The 16,495-nt window shown below is 43.7% G+C and carries 15 protein-coding genes; 8 read left to right on the forward strand and 7 right to left on the reverse strand.

Going from position 1 to position 16,495, the window contains the following annotated elements:
• Window positions 1-426: 426 nt before the first annotated feature.
• Window positions 427-1,773 (reverse strand): NADP-specific glutamate dehydrogenase, encoded by a 1,347-nt coding sequence (gdhA, locus tag ACP7AA_RS01840; protein ID WP_426222470.1) that lies wholly within the window; start codon window positions 1,771-1,773, stop codon window positions 427-429.
• A gap of 680 nt (window positions 1,774-2,453) precedes the next feature.
• On the opposite strand from gdhA, the gene ACP7AA_RS01845 reads away from it, so the two are divergent.
• The 6 genes from ACP7AA_RS01845 to ACP7AA_RS01870 all read left to right on the forward strand — a co-directional run bounded on the left by ACP7AA_RS01845 (window position 2,454) and on the right by ACP7AA_RS01870 (window position 7,040).
• Window positions 2,454-2,816, forward strand: coding sequence for a roadblock/LC7 domain-containing protein (locus tag ACP7AA_RS01845; RefSeq protein WP_010201036.1), 363 nt, complete (start codon window positions 2,454-2,456; stop codon window positions 2,814-2,816).
• A 467-nt stretch (window positions 2,817-3,283) separates the two neighbouring features.
• Window positions 3,284-3,778 carry a PAS domain-containing protein gene (locus ACP7AA_RS01850; RefSeq protein WP_201619697.1) on the forward strand — a complete coding sequence of 165 codons (495 nt, stop codon included), beginning with the start codon at window positions 3,284-3,286 and terminating at the stop codon, window positions 3,776-3,778.
• Between the two features lie 3 nt (window positions 3,779-3,781).
• Window positions 3,782-4,531, forward strand: coding sequence for a PhnD/SsuA/transferrin family substrate-binding protein (locus ACP7AA_RS01855; RefSeq protein ID WP_426222471.1), 750 nt, complete (start codon window positions 3,782-3,784; stop codon window positions 4,529-4,531).
• 136 nt (window positions 4,532-4,667) lie between these two features.
• Complete coding sequence (locus tag ACP7AA_RS01860; protein ID WP_201563180.1) at window positions 4,668-5,294, forward strand: hypothetical protein; 627 nt, start codon at window positions 4,668-4,670, stop codon at window positions 5,292-5,294.
• Window positions 5,295-5,348: 54 nt separating this feature from the next.
• Window positions 5,349-5,963: a hypothetical protein gene (locus ACP7AA_RS01865; RefSeq protein ID WP_201619700.1), complete on the forward strand. Its 615-nt coding sequence runs from the start codon at window positions 5,349-5,351 to the stop codon at window positions 5,961-5,963.
• Between the two features lie 417 nt (window positions 5,964-6,380).
• Window positions 6,381-7,040 (forward strand): class I SAM-dependent methyltransferase, encoded by a 660-nt coding sequence (locus tag ACP7AA_RS01870; protein ID WP_201619701.1) that lies wholly within the window; start codon window positions 6,381-6,383, stop codon window positions 7,038-7,040.
• 119 nt (window positions 7,041-7,159) lie between these two features.
• On the opposite strand, the gene ACP7AA_RS01875 is transcribed toward ACP7AA_RS01870, so the two are convergent.
• The 5 genes from ACP7AA_RS01875 to ACP7AA_RS01895 all read right to left on the reverse strand — a co-directional run bounded on the left by ACP7AA_RS01875 (window position 7,160) and on the right by ACP7AA_RS01895 (window position 13,671).
• Window positions 7,160-7,681: an HdeD family acid-resistance protein gene (locus ACP7AA_RS01875; RefSeq protein WP_426222472.1), complete on the reverse strand. Its 522-nt coding sequence runs from the start codon at window positions 7,679-7,681 to the stop codon at window positions 7,160-7,162.
• Between the two features lie 189 nt (window positions 7,682-7,870).
• Window positions 7,871-8,986: a CaiB/BaiF CoA transferase family protein gene (locus ACP7AA_RS01880; protein WP_426222473.1), complete on the reverse strand. Its 1,116-nt coding sequence runs from the start codon at window positions 8,984-8,986 to the stop codon at window positions 7,871-7,873.
• The gene (locus ACP7AA_RS01885; RefSeq protein ID WP_426222474.1) at window positions 8,979-11,165 is read right to left on the reverse strand and encodes a 3-hydroxyacyl-CoA dehydrogenase NAD-binding domain-containing protein; all 2,187 of its coding nucleotides are present in this window, start codon (window positions 11,163-11,165) and stop codon (window positions 8,979-8,981) included. The genes ACP7AA_RS01880 and ACP7AA_RS01885 overlap by 8 nt, the downstream gene beginning before the upstream one ends.
• Window positions 11,166-11,221: 56 nt before the next feature.
• The gene (locus ACP7AA_RS01890; RefSeq protein ID WP_426222631.1) at window positions 11,222-12,427 is read right to left on the reverse strand and encodes an acetyl-CoA C-acetyltransferase; all 1,206 of its coding nucleotides are present in this window, start codon (window positions 12,425-12,427) and stop codon (window positions 11,222-11,224) included.
• Between the two features lie 92 nt (window positions 12,428-12,519).
• Complete coding sequence (locus tag ACP7AA_RS01895; protein WP_201563192.1) at window positions 12,520-13,671, reverse strand: acyl-CoA dehydrogenase family protein; 1,152 nt, start codon at window positions 13,669-13,671, stop codon at window positions 12,520-12,522.
• Between the two features lie 491 nt (window positions 13,672-14,162).
• Here ACP7AA_RS01895 and ACP7AA_RS01900 point away from each other — a divergent pair, with 491 nt between their 5' ends.
• Both ACP7AA_RS01900 and ACP7AA_RS01905 read left to right on the forward strand, forming a co-directional pair.
• Window positions 14,163-14,837: a DsbA family oxidoreductase gene (locus ACP7AA_RS01900; RefSeq protein ID WP_426222475.1), complete on the forward strand. Its 675-nt coding sequence runs from the start codon at window positions 14,163-14,165 to the stop codon at window positions 14,835-14,837.
• Window positions 14,838-14,963: 126 nt separating this feature from the next.
• The gene (locus tag ACP7AA_RS01905) at window positions 14,964-15,212 is read left to right on the forward strand and encodes a DUF2164 domain-containing protein (RefSeq protein ID WP_201563196.1); all 249 of its coding nucleotides are present in this window, start codon (window positions 14,964-14,966) and stop codon (window positions 15,210-15,212) included.
• A 106-nt stretch (window positions 15,213-15,318) separates the two neighbouring features.
• Here the strand turns inward: ACP7AA_RS01905 and ACP7AA_RS01910 are convergent, their stop codons facing one another.
• Window positions 15,319-16,428: an S-(hydroxymethyl)glutathione dehydrogenase/class III alcohol dehydrogenase gene (locus tag ACP7AA_RS01910; RefSeq protein WP_426222632.1), complete on the reverse strand. Its 1,110-nt coding sequence runs from the start codon at window positions 16,426-16,428 to the stop codon at window positions 15,319-15,321.
• Window positions 16,429-16,495: the final 67 nt, after the last annotated feature.

Here is a 16,495-nt window from a genome sequence, read left to right on the forward strand (position 1 = left end):
AGTAGGTGAATAATGCAAAAAAGTATTAGACCAACAAATAGGGAGAAAACGAGCAAACAGTTTTGACTAAAAAATCGCGCCTATTGACTGTCATGCTTGGCTTTGGCTTCCCGATTTGAGGATGCTAAAGATATTTTTCAATACTGTTTTTATATTATGTTGCATTGGTCACGCTAAGTGACGGTTAACATTAATAATAATTTTAACCGACCATGCTGATTATGCAACACTGACTTACTCCTATACTAACGTAATTGGGTAAGGATAAACGTACAAAAACAGTGAGCATGGGTAAGATTGCTAGCATCTACTGGCTGATAAATATTTATGTCTCAACTTTTAAATAAAGCCAGCTATAAAAAAACCGCGCCTATCATATAAGATAAGCGCGGCTTTTAAGAGACAGCGTTAGTTTTTAAGAAATGCTTAGTTCAAAATCCCATAAGCACATAGCGCATCAGCCACACGCTTAAAGCCAACGATATTGGCACCGGTCATATAGTCGATATAGCCATTATCAGTCTGACCATAATTTTCTGACGCTTCAGCGGCGCAGTCATGAATGTTTTTCATGATGCACTTTAAGCGCTCATCGACTTCTTCAAAGGTTTTATATTGGCGTACTGAGTTTTGCGACATCTCAAGACCAGAGACGGCAACACCGCCCGCATTAGCCGCTTTACCTGGCGCATAGTGCACACGGTGCAGACGAACGTAATCAATCGCTTCAGCAGTCAATGGCATGTTAGCGCCTTCAGCAATATATTTGATGCCGTTTTCAACCATTAACTTGGCATCGTCTTCGTTGACTTCGTTTTGGGTCGCTGATGGAATGGCGATATCACCTTTGATATGCCATGGCTTTTGCTTGGCCAACCATTCACCACCATACACATCGACATAGTCACACAATGGCTTGCTTTGGGCTTTTTGCTGTTTTAGCCAATCAATTTTTTCTTGATCCATGCCGTTTGCATCATAAAGCGTCCCTTGTGAGTCAGATACCGTCAGTACCGTTGCACCCAGCATATGTGCTTTTTCAGCAGCATGTAGTGACACGTTACCGGCACCTGATATCAGTACCTTTTTGCCTTTGATATTGTCGTTTTGCGCAGCAAGCATACTCTCTAGGAAATAAACCGCGCCATAGCCAGTCGCTTCGGTACGCATCAAGCTACCACCAAAACCCACGCCCTTACCAGTCAAGACACCGCCGTGCTCACGCGTCAGGTTCTTATACATCGCAAACATATAGCTGACTTCGCGTCCGCCGACACCGATATCACCAGCCGGCACATCAATATCTTTACTGATGTAAGGATGCAGCTCACGCATAAAGGCGTAGCAAAAACGACGGATTTCGCTGTCAGACTTACCCTTAGGATCAAAATCAGAACCACCTTTAGCGCCGCCCATTGGTAAACCTGTCAAAGCATTTTTAAAAATCTGCTCAAACCCTAAAAACTTTAGTACCGATTGGTTGACGGTAGGATGGAAGCGTACGCCCCCTTTATAAGGACCTAAGGCATTACTGAACTGCACACGCCAGCCGCGGTTTACCTGTACTTCACCTTTATCGTTTTCCCAGTTGATACGAAAAGCGAAAACACGGTCAGGCTCAACCAGGCGCTCAAATATTTTAAAAGTATCATATTCCGGGTGGGCGTCGTATAGCGGAGCAATGGTGATTGCAACTTCTTTTACCGCCTGAATAAACTCAGGTTGGTGGGCGTAACGTGCTTCGACTTTTTCGATTGCCTGACTGATACTCATATAGGTTCCTTAGGGTAAAAATTGTAATCATGCTGATTTACACCGGCGTTTTATCGCTTAACCGCAAACGATGGGATGCAAAACGCGAGCGTGGGATTGAAATCGTGCCTATACGCTGCTGGGTGCTAGGTATAGGAACTGGTGGGATTAGAAGCCAACTGATTGTGTTTCTAAATCATAAACCCAGAAGCACAAACAAGTTTTATCTCATAACTATATATCATTTTTTTGGTGTATAAGTCTAGTAAATATCGCCATCATGAAAAGTTATAATGGACATTTTTCTCATTATAGGCTATCGACGACGTGGTCGTGAAAACTCATCGGTCAAAAAACCTTTACATTTATTTGGCTTTTTTCATGCCAGTACATAGGACGATGACATGGCATTCACTGTTTTATTTAACGGTGTAGATTATTAAAAAAGATTCAAACTGGTAAAACACACCAATACTAATCAACTTATATTTACTAATAAAAGACTGTCTAAAATAGATAGTCAAAAAAGTGCACTCAAAGGTCAAAAATAAGCAACTTTCAGCCTTTAACGAGAGTTTCTCTATATCAATGCTAATAGTAAGGGTTTATAATATTACCCGCTCATCAAAGACTATTGAAGATTTTATTCCTTCTTATTGTGTCAATTTTTCCATTTAATCACTCGTTACAGAGAAATTGTTATGCGTACAGATTCATTCCAGCAAATCTTAGAAGACCTAAACAGCTCATCAGCCGATGTGGAAGCATCTGCCCTTATCTCTAACGACGGTCTTATGATTGCATCAGCCTTGCCGACAGGCGTTGATGAAGACCGTGTTGGCGCGATGTCTGCCGCTTTATTGTCATTAGGTGACCGCGCAGGTCGTGAATTGGCTCGTGGTAGCATCGACCGTATTATGATCCAAGGCGAAAAAGGCTACGTGATTATGACCTCATCAGGCGATGAAGCGGTATTAACCATTATGGCAAAACCAAATGCCAAATTAGGCTTGATTTTCTTAGACATTAAACGGGCCTCTGAAGCCCTTGCAAAACTGATTTAATTGCTAATTTTAAAGGTTTGTCGATACAGTGTTATGCCACATTCATACGATAAATCGCTTTAGAAACAATATTTTAATAAACAACACTTTAAATGAAAATTGACGCTCTGTCTTATAAAAATTATTTAAGGTAATGCACACTGTTTATATTGAATGCTTGATTGTTGAATAGGTGGTTGTTGAATAGCTGATTGTTGAATACGTGGTTGTTGATATAGATGATTAAGATTGATACCTGCTTAGTTTCTGGGTGCCTTTTGCAAGAGTAATCACTATAAAGCCAGTATCAAGCATATATCGAGCCTTACTTAACAGTTTTAGCAGTTAAGTGTTTTATTTGAGTTTAATCATTTGGTTTCAGACAGCGGCTTATGCAATAAGTTTTAAAGATAGATGTCAGGCCATAAACTGAAACCAAATCCGCTTTTTAATAATTATTAAAATAATGATAAATAAAGGAGATTACAATGGGTTCTCCACTCCCCGACGCCATGAAGCCTGAGATGCCTGCCGAACAAGTCAGCATGACTTATCACGATGGCACTTCGCGCACTGTTTATGATACTGGTATCGAACGCCCTTACCCTGACGGTAAGCTGATTGTGTCACGTACCGATTTAAACGGTGTTTTGACGCACGTTAATGATGCCTTTGTCGAGATTAGCGGCTATGACGTCGATGAATTAATCGGCAAGCAGCATTATATTCTACGTCACCCTGACATGCCAAAAGCGGCCTATAAAGACTTATGGGCGACCGCTGCTGCTGGGCAAAAATGGCATGGCTATGTAAAAAACTTATGCAAAGATGGCAGCCATTATTGGGTGTATGCCACTGTGGTGCCAAACGTACGCCGCGGCGAAACCGTTGGCTATACTTCGGTGCGCCGTAAGCCATCACGCAGCAAGATTGATGCGGCAATCGCTCAATATGCCCAAATGAAACAAGACGAGGAAGGCTAAATCATGACGACACATAATATGTTAATCGCCCCTGATTTTTCGCCTGAGCGTTTTGCAGGCTGGCACATGTTTAACACTTTGATTCAAAAGCGTGCCAATCTCAATATGCACCTAAATATACCCGACTCGCAGGCTGAGCAACAAGGCATTATCAATCAAGGCGATATTCAGGTTATTTATGCCAATCCTTTTGATGCTGCGACCCTTATCCGTGAGCAAGGCTACCGTGCGGTTGCGCGCCCTATCGGCAAATCTGATGAGATGGTCATCGCCGCTGCCGCCAATAGCGATATCAATAGCCTAGAGGACATCAAAGCTGGCGCTACCGTGGCGATGGCCGATAATCGTGATGTCAAGCTCATTGGTTTACGTCTGCTTGAAGCGGTCGATATAGCAGAAGCCGACCTTAATTGGACGGTGACTGAGACTTATCAAGCGGCAGCGCGCCAAGTGATTAAAGGTGATGCGCAAGTGGCATTCTTTATGGCGGAGATTTTCCATAGTTTTTCACGTCTAACCAAAGCACAGCTATCAGTGCTAATCGAGAGTGATTTGGCAGATATCAGCCACGTCTTACTGATTAAAGACGGCTTCCCTGATACTGATATCTTGATGGATGCGATTCTTAATCTGCATAACGATGATGATGGTAAAGAAGCCTTGGCTGAACTTGGTATGCCGCAAGGTTTTGAAGCCATGGATGAAGAAGACGCTGAATTTATGATTGATTTGATGCAAACCTTACTTGATTAGCAGATTCATTGTTCATTGTTCATGATTCATGGTTAATTGGCATCTTACTTAAGTCATAGTGGTTGTTTAATAGCGCTAAACAATAACTGTTAAACCGCACTTATTGAATAATAGCTATGACTAACAGGACACGCTTATGTCTGATTTAGATCTCATCAAAGAAAGTGAAATGGCGGCGCGGCGCGTCTATCGTCTTTACTCACGTAAGATATTTATCGCCCCCAACAATCGCCATTTTCACGAACAACGTATCAATGCTGCCCTACTTCTAAACGAAAAAGAGCCGCTACAAGGCGCGGTGGCCGATTTCTTTTATGGCTGCTGGTATGACATCCCCTATGATGTCACCAATATGTTTACCCGCTTGCAAGGTCGCATGCTACCGCATATAGAACAAGGCTTTCGCGATTGTATTGATAAAAAAAGCTATATTCAAAAAAACAGCATGCTAGCAACGCGCTGGAGCGTACTGGTATCGCCATCGTTAAATGAACAAAGCCAGCGGCTGCGCATCAGTAGTGATGACGCCAAAGAAATAGCCAAAGATATCACCAGCGACTTGATGCTTGCGCGCGATAATCAAGACTGGGACACCATAGAGCAAATCGAAAACGAGTTTTTTGCCCATTGTATCGCGCGTCATGACCGTTTGGCCTTCTCCTTGGTGTGGTTTCGCTTGGGTAAAAGCGATTGGCAATTTGATGAGCGCTGGAATCATTGTCAGCAAAAACTTGACCAAACTAAAAATGTACAAGACGCTTAAAGCCTCAATCATTTTTAATACCATCATAAAAAATACATCTAACGGGTAGCCGCTATGTCTTCTTATTTAAACGCTGATAAAACCTATCTGACTTTGACCCCAGCCGGCATTTTTGAGGCATTTTCGCAAAGTGAACCAACGGCTGAGCAGTTATCACTACAAGACTTATTGTCTTATAACGAGACTTTGTTAGCCGCTGATTGGCTCGAGCGTTATTCTGACCAATGGCTAGACAGCTTTCTAGAGCATGGCTGGATTGAGAAGCTGTCGCTATTTTTGCCCGCGCCAAACTTGCCATTAGACCAGTTTTTACCCTATGTGGTTTCAAGCTTATCTGGGAAACGCCGTGCGGCAATTGGTTCTGATGAAGGTTTTTGTTTGGCGCGGATTGGCTATAGTCAAGAAGAAGCCGATATGCTGAGTGTGGCGGCGGCTGACTTTTCAGGCTTTATGCTGCGCCAAAAACAACGCGGCTGGGCAGTAGAAAGCCAAGCTATCTCTTTCTTTCAGCAAGTCGATTTGCTGATTCCTGAAACCAGCTTTGTATTTTTATGGATTGATGGCTCAGGCTACGTGCTTATCATCGATGGCGAACCTTTAACCAACAATCGCGCTTTTGTTGAGCTGGTATGGGCACTAAAAACCTCTGGGCTTAGATTTACGAATTAAACCCGTTCTTTATTAAAGCCATCATTAATTAAATCCGTACTGAATCAAGCTAACTTTTTCATATAAATGCGCCCTTTAACCATAAGCGGTGCATTTTTATATCTATAGCTTAAACATTATAATAATAACTATCTGTCTAAAATCGGCTTCTATTTTTTATAAAATCACACAGTAATAATAATACCCTTAGAATTAACAACAACTTGTCAAATGTTAGGTCATACTAGCGGTAACCATTTGATTATTTTGCATACTGTATAGCTATACAGATTTTTATAACATTTCCACATTCTTATATTTAAATATTGCTACATTTTCCCATCTCCAAGCGTTAACCCACCCTTTTACTAATTACCATCCCCGAAAGTGGCAGCCTTTGCCAAACCTTGCATTCTTGCTTATTTTTTAGGACAGTTTATGACTTCGCTGACTACCGTGCGCGTGCGTTATCAAACGATTGAAATTGGCAGCACCGACATCCACATTTGTACTTTACGTGACAATCAACAATTTAGTGACCCTGATAATGAGGCATCAGACCTCGGTATTTGCTCGGCGTCATGGCCGATGTTTGGCGTGATTTGGCCATCAAGCTTGGTGCTCGCCAATCATATGCTTGATTATGATATTGCGGGCAAGCGTATCTTGGAAGTTGGCTGCGGCATGGCATTATCAAGCTTATTGCTTAACCATCGCCATGCCGATATTACAGCGACTGATTATCATCCAACAGTTGAGTATTTCCTTGATAGAAATACCACACTAAATAATAATAAAGAGATTAACTTTGAGCGCTTAGACTGGGCCGAAGACAATAGCCATCTTGGCAAGTTTGATATCATTATCGGTAGCGATTTGCTTTATGAAGACCAGCATATCGATATCTTGGCGGAGTTTATTGAGCGCCATGCACTGCCAACTTGTGAAGTTATTGTCGTTGACCCTGGGCGCGGGCGCAAAAACAAGTTGACCAATAAGATGGTTGAATTTGGTTTTAGCAGTAAGCACGTTAAACCTGAGGACACCACTTATCTTGAACTACCATTCAAAGGGCATATTTTGACCTTTTCGCGTTAAAATCTGAAAAACCAATAACTTATATAATAAAAAAAGACGCCATTTCACGGCGTCTTTTTTATGCATTTTATTGCATGATTTATTGCTAGTCTCATTTATAAGTTTACGAGTTTATGAGTTTATAAGCGTCTATCCAAAGGTGGTTGCACACGTGAATACATTATTAATGAGATGCCATTAGATATCAGCTCAACGGCTAATAGGACGCCAAGAATATAGGTCGCTGACTGCGGATAGCTGGTAAATATCATGATAGCCAACGCAATCGAGATAAGCCCTGAGATTAATATCGGCACAAAAGCAACGGTTCTACGTAAACCAAAAGCCACTATCACTCTGACAATACCCGTTGCCATAAATAAGATAGCAATTACCATGGTCAAGGTTAAAATACCTTGTAGCGGGTTTTGTAGCAGCTCAATACCGATAAATATGCCAAGCACACCGCCAATGGCCGCTAGCACTTTACCCGTCGTGGTATAAGCACGGAACAGGGCAATAAACTGTAAGATACCGACAAGAAGAAAGACGAATCCAGCCAGTTGTTCAGCAGCGAAACTGGCGCTAAGAGGATTGAAAAAAGCAAAGATACCGCCAAGAATACTAATGATACCAACCACCAGCCACAATGTACGACTCATAAGACTCTCCTCCTATTTAATAAAAATTAAATTATATCGCAGAGTATTTACACTCTTGTATGACGGTCGTAATAGATTCAAATAGTCCTGTTACTATCTAAGCTTGGGCATTGCATTGTCATCATAAGCCTGCTAATCGCTATTTTACTCACACCCCTATGTCTTATCTTTCAGCTACCTAATGATAAATCATGCCATCGCAAGCACTTGCCAACCAGCCGTTGCTTGATACTTATCTTGATGGGCAAAGAGCGGATGTTTTTGCGCTTCTGCAAGCGTGAGCACTGGCGTCACGCAAGCATCAACGGCGCTAAATATTTCTTGCCAATGCGCTAATGTTTGACTGGCAAACTTTTCTGTCATAGCTTGCTCGGCTTTTTTACTTTCAGCGGTATTTGGCATAAAGCCGCGCTGCCAATGCGCATTACTATATTCAGTTAACTCTAATGTCGCACATAATAACTGCCAAAACTTTAGCTCTAACGAGCCGACTGACATATGGCGACCATCTTGGGTTTTATACAACCGATAGCAAGGTAACACGCCGCCTAAAAAATCATTCTGAGGCTCTGGGCGTTGTCCATTTATGTTTTCCATCATATCGGCAGTTGCTTTTGGCATTACTAAATGATGATATAAGCTGTGCGTCATGCTGACGGCGATATGGCGTCCGCGCCCGGTGTTTTTGGCAGCAAATACCGTGGCCAATAAGGCAATGACGGCGGTATCACTGCCGCCAGCCAAATCGGCAAACTGCATATTGGGCATGGCTTGCTCGCCTGTAGCGGTCTTTAATTGTGCCAAAGTCCCACTCATCGCCATAAAATTGATATCGTGACCCGCTTTGGCCGTCCAAGATTCAGCCGTTTCATCAAGGCCATCAGCAATCCCGTAACCAGTGATAGAGACCATGACGAGCTTTGGATTGATAGCATGTAAAGTGGCAGCATCTAAACCCATACCTAGCAGCACTTCAGGACGAAAGCTATCAAGCATGACATCGGCATCCTTGATATGGGCTTTGATAGTTTCAATCCCTGCTGCACTGCGAAAATCGATTTTTTCGCAGTGCTTGCTATGGTTTAAAGCTTTAAACAATTCACCAAACGCCCGTCCTGGGTCACCGTTTTCTGGTTCGATTTTGACAATCTCTGCTCCCAAATCAGCAAGTAATCTGGTGGCAAATGGACCGGGTAGATTACGGGTCAAGTCGACTACCTTTAAGCCGTGTAAGCAATCAGCCATCATGTCTGTCATTGAATGATTGTTAATCGAAGAGCTGGGCGTTGAATTACTATTAACCATCTGCAAACACCTCGCCTTTATTAGCCATCTCAACCAAAATCTGGGCAGGCTCAAAACGTGCGCCATACTTTGCGGCAAGTTTGCGACTACGCTCAACGAACTTCTCTACACCTGTGGCATTGATAAATTGTAAGGTGCCGCCTTGATGCGGGGCAAACCCCCAACCAAAGATAGAGCCTACGTTAGCTTCAGCGACAGAACGCAAAACCCCTTCTTCATAGCAGCGCGCTGACTCATTGGCTTGGATATAAAGTAGACGATCAATCAGCTCTTGCATGTCAGGCTGCTCAGCAAGTGGCGGATATAGCTCAGTCAGCGCGGGCCATAGCTGTTTATCATTTTGACCCTCAGCATTTTGCGCATAATCATAAAAACCTTTAGCGACTTTTTTACCTAAGCGCTCATGGTCTTTTACCAGCGTAGTAAGCACCGCTTCTGCAGGGTGGCTGACCCAGTCTTTACCCTCAGCAAGGGTATCTTTTTTGGACTGCGCCATAATCAACATCGATAAATCAAGCGAGACTTCGTCCTCCAGCGCCAGTGGCGGCATCGGCATGCCAGCTTTAAGACCTGCGACCTCGATACGGCGCGGATGCACGCCCTCGCCTAACATCGCGATGCCCTCTGACACATAAGTACCAAACACGCGCGAGGTATAAAATCCGCGACTGTCATTGACCACGATAGGCGTCTTGCCAATTTGCAGCACAAAATCAAAGGCTTTGGCTAAAGTGGCATCATCGGTCTGCGCGCCCATGATAATTTCAACCAAGGGCATCTTATCGACTGGCGAGAAAAAGTGCAGCCCGATAAATTGCGTCGGACGTTTGCTTGCTTGCGCCAAGCTGGTGATAGGAATGGTTGAGGTATTAGACGCATAGACGACTGATTCAGGAATAATTGCTTCGGCCTGCTCGGTGCACTTGGCTTTAATATCGCGATTTTCAAATACCGCTTCAATGACCAAATCACAACCTGCAATATCGTTATAAGATGTCGTGGTTTGGATTTTACTTAATAACGCTACTTTTTTAGCTTCGGTTGCATAACCTCGGTCAATGGCTTTATCCAATAGCTTTTCTGAATATTGTTTGCCTTGATTGGCGTTCTCAATACTGGTATCTAATAATATGACATTGACACCCGCTTTGGCAGCAACATACGCAATCCCTGCGCCCATCATCCCTGCGCCAAGTACCGCAACCTTATTTACTTTTTGACGCTCAAAACCCTTAGGACGTGACTGACCTTTTTTAATTTGATTAAGCTGCGTCCACATCGAGGTAATCATATTTTTCGATTCAGGCGACAGCACACAAGCGACGAAGTAATTGGATTCCACTTCAAGTCCAGCGTCGATATCGAGCAAACTGCCTTCAAAAACACAAGACATAATATGAATAATAGCGGGATAATTGCCATGGGATTTTTGATAGGCCATGGCTGGGGCAATAGACAGCATTTGCGAGTTTTTTGGCTGATTGGCATTGCCACCTGGAATTTTAAAACCCTTGATATCCCATGGCTGCTGCGCGTTAGGATTGGCTTTAATCCATGCTTTAGCTTGGCTGAGCATATCAGCTTCATCACTCGCGAGGGCATCGATAAAGCCCAGCTCCTTTGCCCGGCTTGCACTGACTATCTGACCTTGAGTCATCATCTCAAGCGACTTTTGCATGCCGATGAGGCGCATCAAGCGCTGAGTACCACCGCCACCCGGTAATAAACCTAGCTTTACCTCCGGCAGACCAAATTTGGCGGTAGGCGCATCGATAGCGAGTCGATAATGACAGCCTAACGCCACCTCAAGGCCACCGCCAAGCGCAGTGCCAGTCATCGCAGCAACGACAGGTTTACCGCATTTCTCAAGCTGACGCATGCTTGATTTGAGGTTCTCAACCAGCTCAAAAGCTTGCTCATGAGTTTGAATATTCGCCAGCTGATCGATATCAGCGCCCGCAATAAAACTGTCTTTACCTGAGGTGATAATTAAGCCTTTAGCGGATTCATCATTGATAAAAGCGTCGCTCAAAGCTGCAAACGAGTGATTAAAATTATCATCAATCACATTCATCTTTCGATCAGCTTGATCAATAGTGACGGTCACAATACCTTCATCATCACGTTTAGCAGAAAAGTTTGCCAGCTCATTAATTATTTGGGTGCAGTCCATGCTCATTATTCTTCCTTTCTGATATTAAAATGTCTTATTTAACCACTATTACTAACGATAACTTATACACGCTCAATGATGGTCGCGATGCCCATACCGCCACCAACGCATAAGCTAATCATGGCGGTTTTTAGGTTACGACGCTCAAGCTCTTCAAGGACGGTAGTAAGCAGCATCGCACCCGTTGCACCCAGTGGATGACCCATGGCAATCGCGCCGCCATTGACGTTGACTTTATCGAGTGAAATGCCCAAATCTTTTGCTGTTTTCATCGGTATCGCCGCAAAGGCTTCGTTAATCTCCCATAGGTCAATATCAGCGGCGGTCATACCAGCTTTTTTAAGCGCTTTTTGGCAAGCAGGCGTTGGACCAGTCAGCATAATAGACGGCTCAGAACCGATAACTGACGCCATAATGACTTTCGCCCGTGGACGCAAACCTGCTTTTTTACCCGCCGCTTCACTACCCAATAAACAAAGCGCGGCGCCATCAACGATACCCGATGAGTTACCCGCATGATGGACATGATTGATACGCTCAATACTGGTGTATTTATCTAATAAGACACTATCAAAGCCCAGCGCGCCAAGCTTGGCAAAAGACGGTTTTAATCCTGCTAACGTCTCAACCGTGGTGTTAGGGCGAATGGTCTCGTCTTTATCAAGTAGCAAACGCCCATTTAAATCATGCACAGGCACTACCGCATTATCATAGTAACCAGCTGCCCATGCGCTAGTAGCACGCTGATGTGATTCGGTGGCAAAGGCATCGACATCCGTACGACTAAAGCCTTCGAGAGTAGCAATGGTATCGGCACCCACCCCTTGCGGCGCAAAGCCCGTGGCAGCATTCACGCGCGGATCGGTTGCCCACGCACCGCCATCTGCGCCCATTGGTACACGGCTCATTGATTCAACGCCGCCTGCTACCACCATATCCTCCATCCCCGACATGATTTTGCTGGCTGCTAAATTAATGGACTCAAGCCCTGAGGCGCAAAAACGCGACAAGGTTACCCCAGCGACGCTTTCATGCCAGCCTGCATCAAGCACCGCAATACGGGCAATGTCTGCGCCTTGTTCGCCTACGGGCGTCACGCAGCCAAGCACCACATCATCAACCAAGCTGGTATCTAAATCGTTGTGCTGCTGCATGGCATTAAGTAAGGTGCGAACCAGCCAAATGGGCGTTACTTGATTTAAGCTACCGCCCGCTTTGCCTTTGCCGCGCGGGGTACGAATGGCGTCATAAATATAAGCCGTCTGAATCATGCTATGTCCTTATAGTCTTAAAAATTTATAATCTTAGAAGCCTGTAATCTTAGAAACTTGTAGTTTTAAAGATTGGTTTAAATGAAAAATTACATAAAGCGTGACGCCAGCTCTTTCATAATCTCATTGGTACCACCGTAGATTTTCTGTACGCGCGCATCGGCATATAAGCGCGCAATCGGATATTCCATCATGTAGCCATAACCGCCAAATAACTGTACGCACTCATCCATGACGATACATTGTTTTTCGGTTACCCAATATTTGATTAAAGCAGCATGCTGTACCGTTAGTTTATTCTCTACCAAGGCTTCGATAGCAGCATCGCAAAGGGCACTAGAGGCAATATAATGGCTATTACATTCGGCCAATTTAAAGCGGGTATTTTGAAAGCTCCAGACAGGCTTGCCAAAAGCGGTGCGCTCTTTGGTGTAGTCAATGGTCAAATCCAATGCCAGTTTCATCGCCCCAATCGCTGCCAATGCCACAATCAAACGCTCTTGCGGTAACTCTTGCATCAATTGCGCAAAACCTAACCCTTCGACCGTACCCAATAAATTGGCTTGCGGCACGCGCATATTATTAAAAAACAACTCAGAAGTATCTTGTGATGCCATGCCAAGTTTTTTGAGCTTTTTACCGCGCTCAAACCCCGGTGCATTGTCGGTTTCGACCACAATTAAGGAGACGCCTTTAGCGCCAAGGGAGCGGTCCGTTTTGCAAGCGACGATGATTAGATTACCCAGTTGACCATTGGTAATAAAGGTCTTTGAGCCGTTAATAATATAGTCGTCGCCGTCTTTGACTGCATAGGTTTTGATGTTTTGCAAATCTGAGCCTGTGCCCGGCTCAGTCATAGCAATCGCGCCGATTAACTCGCCGGTTGCCATTTTGGGTAACCACGCCTGCTTTTGCGCTTCAGTACCGTGATGTAAAATATAAGGCGCGACAATTCCTGAATGTAAAAAGCCACCGAAACCTGCTTGATTGGCTTCAGATTGTGCATAAATCAGCGCCGCTTCATGGCGAAAATCACCACCGGCGCCGCCGTATTCTTCTGGCATTGAGGCACATAAAAAGCCCATTTCGCCAGCTTCCAGCCAAGCCTCACGATCGAGCATGCCATTTTCACGCCATTTTTCATCATGCGCTTCCCAATCTCTAAAGACTTTAAGCGCACTCTCATGCAGCATCTCAATCTCTTCGTCCATCCATTTTGGCTTAAAGCAGGCAATAGTCATTGATCCATCCTTGGTTTTAATTGGTCATCATTAGTATTCATTAATAGGTATAAGCTTGATATTGCTTTCATTATTTATCAAGCCAGCCACGATTTTTAGCGTAAATAAGCTATTCGGGCTTATCAATATCATAACTGAGTTATTGATTGATAACTATCGGCATTTTCTTGGCTAACAATAGTAGTCTGCTTAGCGCTAATCAGTTAGCAATATCAGGTATCTCAGAAATTTTATACTTATAACCAATGACTCTTATGATGGTTTCGCGCCAAATCCTCGAGTGTATGGGTTGTGTGTTTTAGTCAAACTATCTGACTTCTTTGGGTTAATATAACCTCTACTCGCTATCCACATTTATTAGGTATTAGGACAGGCTACGATAATTTGGCACAGCAGATACTCTCAATTCTTTATCCCAATTATTTATAAGCCTCCTTATAAAAACCCTTTATAAACAAATAAAATATCAACAATAAAATAGGCAGAAAGTTATGGAAAATCCAAAACAGACATTATCAAAACAGCCACTACGCATCGATATCGTCTCAGACGTGGTTTGTCCTTGGTGTATTATCGGCTACCGTCAATTGGCTGAGGCGCTTAAGCAAACCAATACCGAACATGAAATACATTGGCATCCGTTTGAGCTAAACAGCAATATGCCAAGCGAAGGACAAAACTTACGCGAGCATATCATGGAGAAATATGGCTCAAGCAAGGAAGAGTCGGACGCTAGCCGCATTAGAATGACTGAGGCAGGCTCCGAAGTCGGGTTTGAGTTTAATTTCAATGACGATACCCGCATGCACAATACTTTTAATCTGCATCAGCTGCTGTACTGGGCAGGTCAGCAAGGGCAAAAGCCGATGCATGATTTAAAGCAGGCGTTATTCAGCGCTCACTTTACCCATGGTCGCAATATTTCTGATAATACGGTGCTTGCTGATATTGCCGCGGAAGTAGGACTTGATCGTAGCGAGGCACTCGCGGTATTAGAAGAGAAGCGTTTTGCTAAAGCGGTGCGCGCAGAAGAGCAGCATTGGCAACAGCAAGGCATTCAAAGTGTACCGGCGATGATTTTTAACGAGCGACATTTGGTCAGCGGCGCACAAGGCGTGGAAAATTACGTCAATATTTTAGAGCAATTGGCCACTATGCAAGAGTAGGTAATAAAGGAGCACTGCTTAATTTAACGGTTATTTAACATTTAGCTGTCATTGAAATTTCAGTAATTACTTAAACATTTAAACATTGGACATCGTCATTGGCATGTCTCTTAGGAATAGTTTTATATGAGCAAAGACAAGCTGATCACCTTATCAGATGAAGCAGAAGAAATCGTTTTGGATAAGCTGAGAGATTATATGAACGCAGAGTTTGATGTCGATATTGGTAATTTGCCCGCTAAATTTTTATTAGACTTTATTATCGAAACCATAGGTCCACATTTATATAGTCAAGTGATTGATGATCTTGAACCTTGGCTATACGATAGGTTTACGGCCGTACTAGAAGATATGCATAGCTTTAAAAAAGACTAAACGATAAACATAAAAATGCCGCCCTATAATAAGAGCGGCATTTTTGTTTTATAACACTGTTATTTTATAAGGCTGAATTTACAACCCCTAAAACTAATAATGATGCTTAAAAATGAATAACCGTACGGATACTCTCGCCTTTATGCATCAAATCAAAGGCTTCATTGATGTCTTCTAATGGCATGGTATGGGTGATGAAATCCTGTAGTGGGATGTCACCTGCTAAATAACGCTCAACATAGCCTGGCAGCTCTGAGCGACCTTTTACACCGCCAAATGCTGAGCCGCGCCAGACGCGACCAGTCACTAGCTGGAATGGACGGGTTGAGATTTCTTGTCCAGCACCAGCAACACCGATGATAACCGATTCGCCCCAACCTTTATGGCAGCACTCAAGTGCTGAACGCATGACATCGACATTACCGATACATTCAAACGAATAATCAACGCCGCCATCGGTTAATTCAACGATGACGTCTTGGATTGGTTTGTCATAATCTTTTGGATTAATACAATCTGTTGCGCCCAATTTTTTGGCAAGCTCAAACTTGCTTTCGTTGATATCAATCGCAATAATACGGCTGGCCTTTGCCATTTGTGCACCGATAACTGCTGATAGTCCAATACCGCCTAGACCAAAGATAGCAACCGTCGCGCCCTCTTCAACTTTTGCCGTATTCATGACCGCACCCATTCCTGTGGTGACACCGCAACCAAGTAGGCAGACTTCTTCTAGTGGTGCTTCTTTGTTCACTTTCGCTAAAGAAATCTCAGGCAACACCGTATATTCAGAGAAGGTTGAACAGCCCATGTAATGATAAATAGGCTCACCATCTTTATAAAAGCGCGTGGTGCCGTCTGGCATTAAGCCTTTACCTTGGGTTTCACGTACCGCTGAACACAAATTGGTTTTACCTGAAGTACACATTTTACAGACGCCGCACTCTGCGGTATATAAAGGAATGACATGATCGCCCACTTGCACGCTGGTTACGCCTTCACCGATTTGCTCAACGATACCACCACCTTCATGACCTAAGATAGCTGGGAATACGCCTTCTGGATCTTCACCAGATAAGGTAAACGCATCGGTGTGGCAGACGCCACTAGCAACGATTTTTACCAGCACTTCGCCTTTGCGTGGCAGCATCACATCCACGTCTTCGATAGATAGTGGCTCATTTGGCCCCCAAGCAATGGCGGCTTTAGATTTAATAAATTTATCTGACATAATATTCTCTCTTTTTTAATTAATGTTATCGCTTATTGAGCACAGACCCATT

Origin of the sequence: Psychrobacter sp. DWR1-2-3 (assembly GCF_049896465.1) — a bacterium.
Taxonomy (GTDB): Bacteria; Pseudomonadota; Gammaproteobacteria; order Pseudomonadales; family Moraxellaceae; genus Psychrobacter; species Psychrobacter maritimus.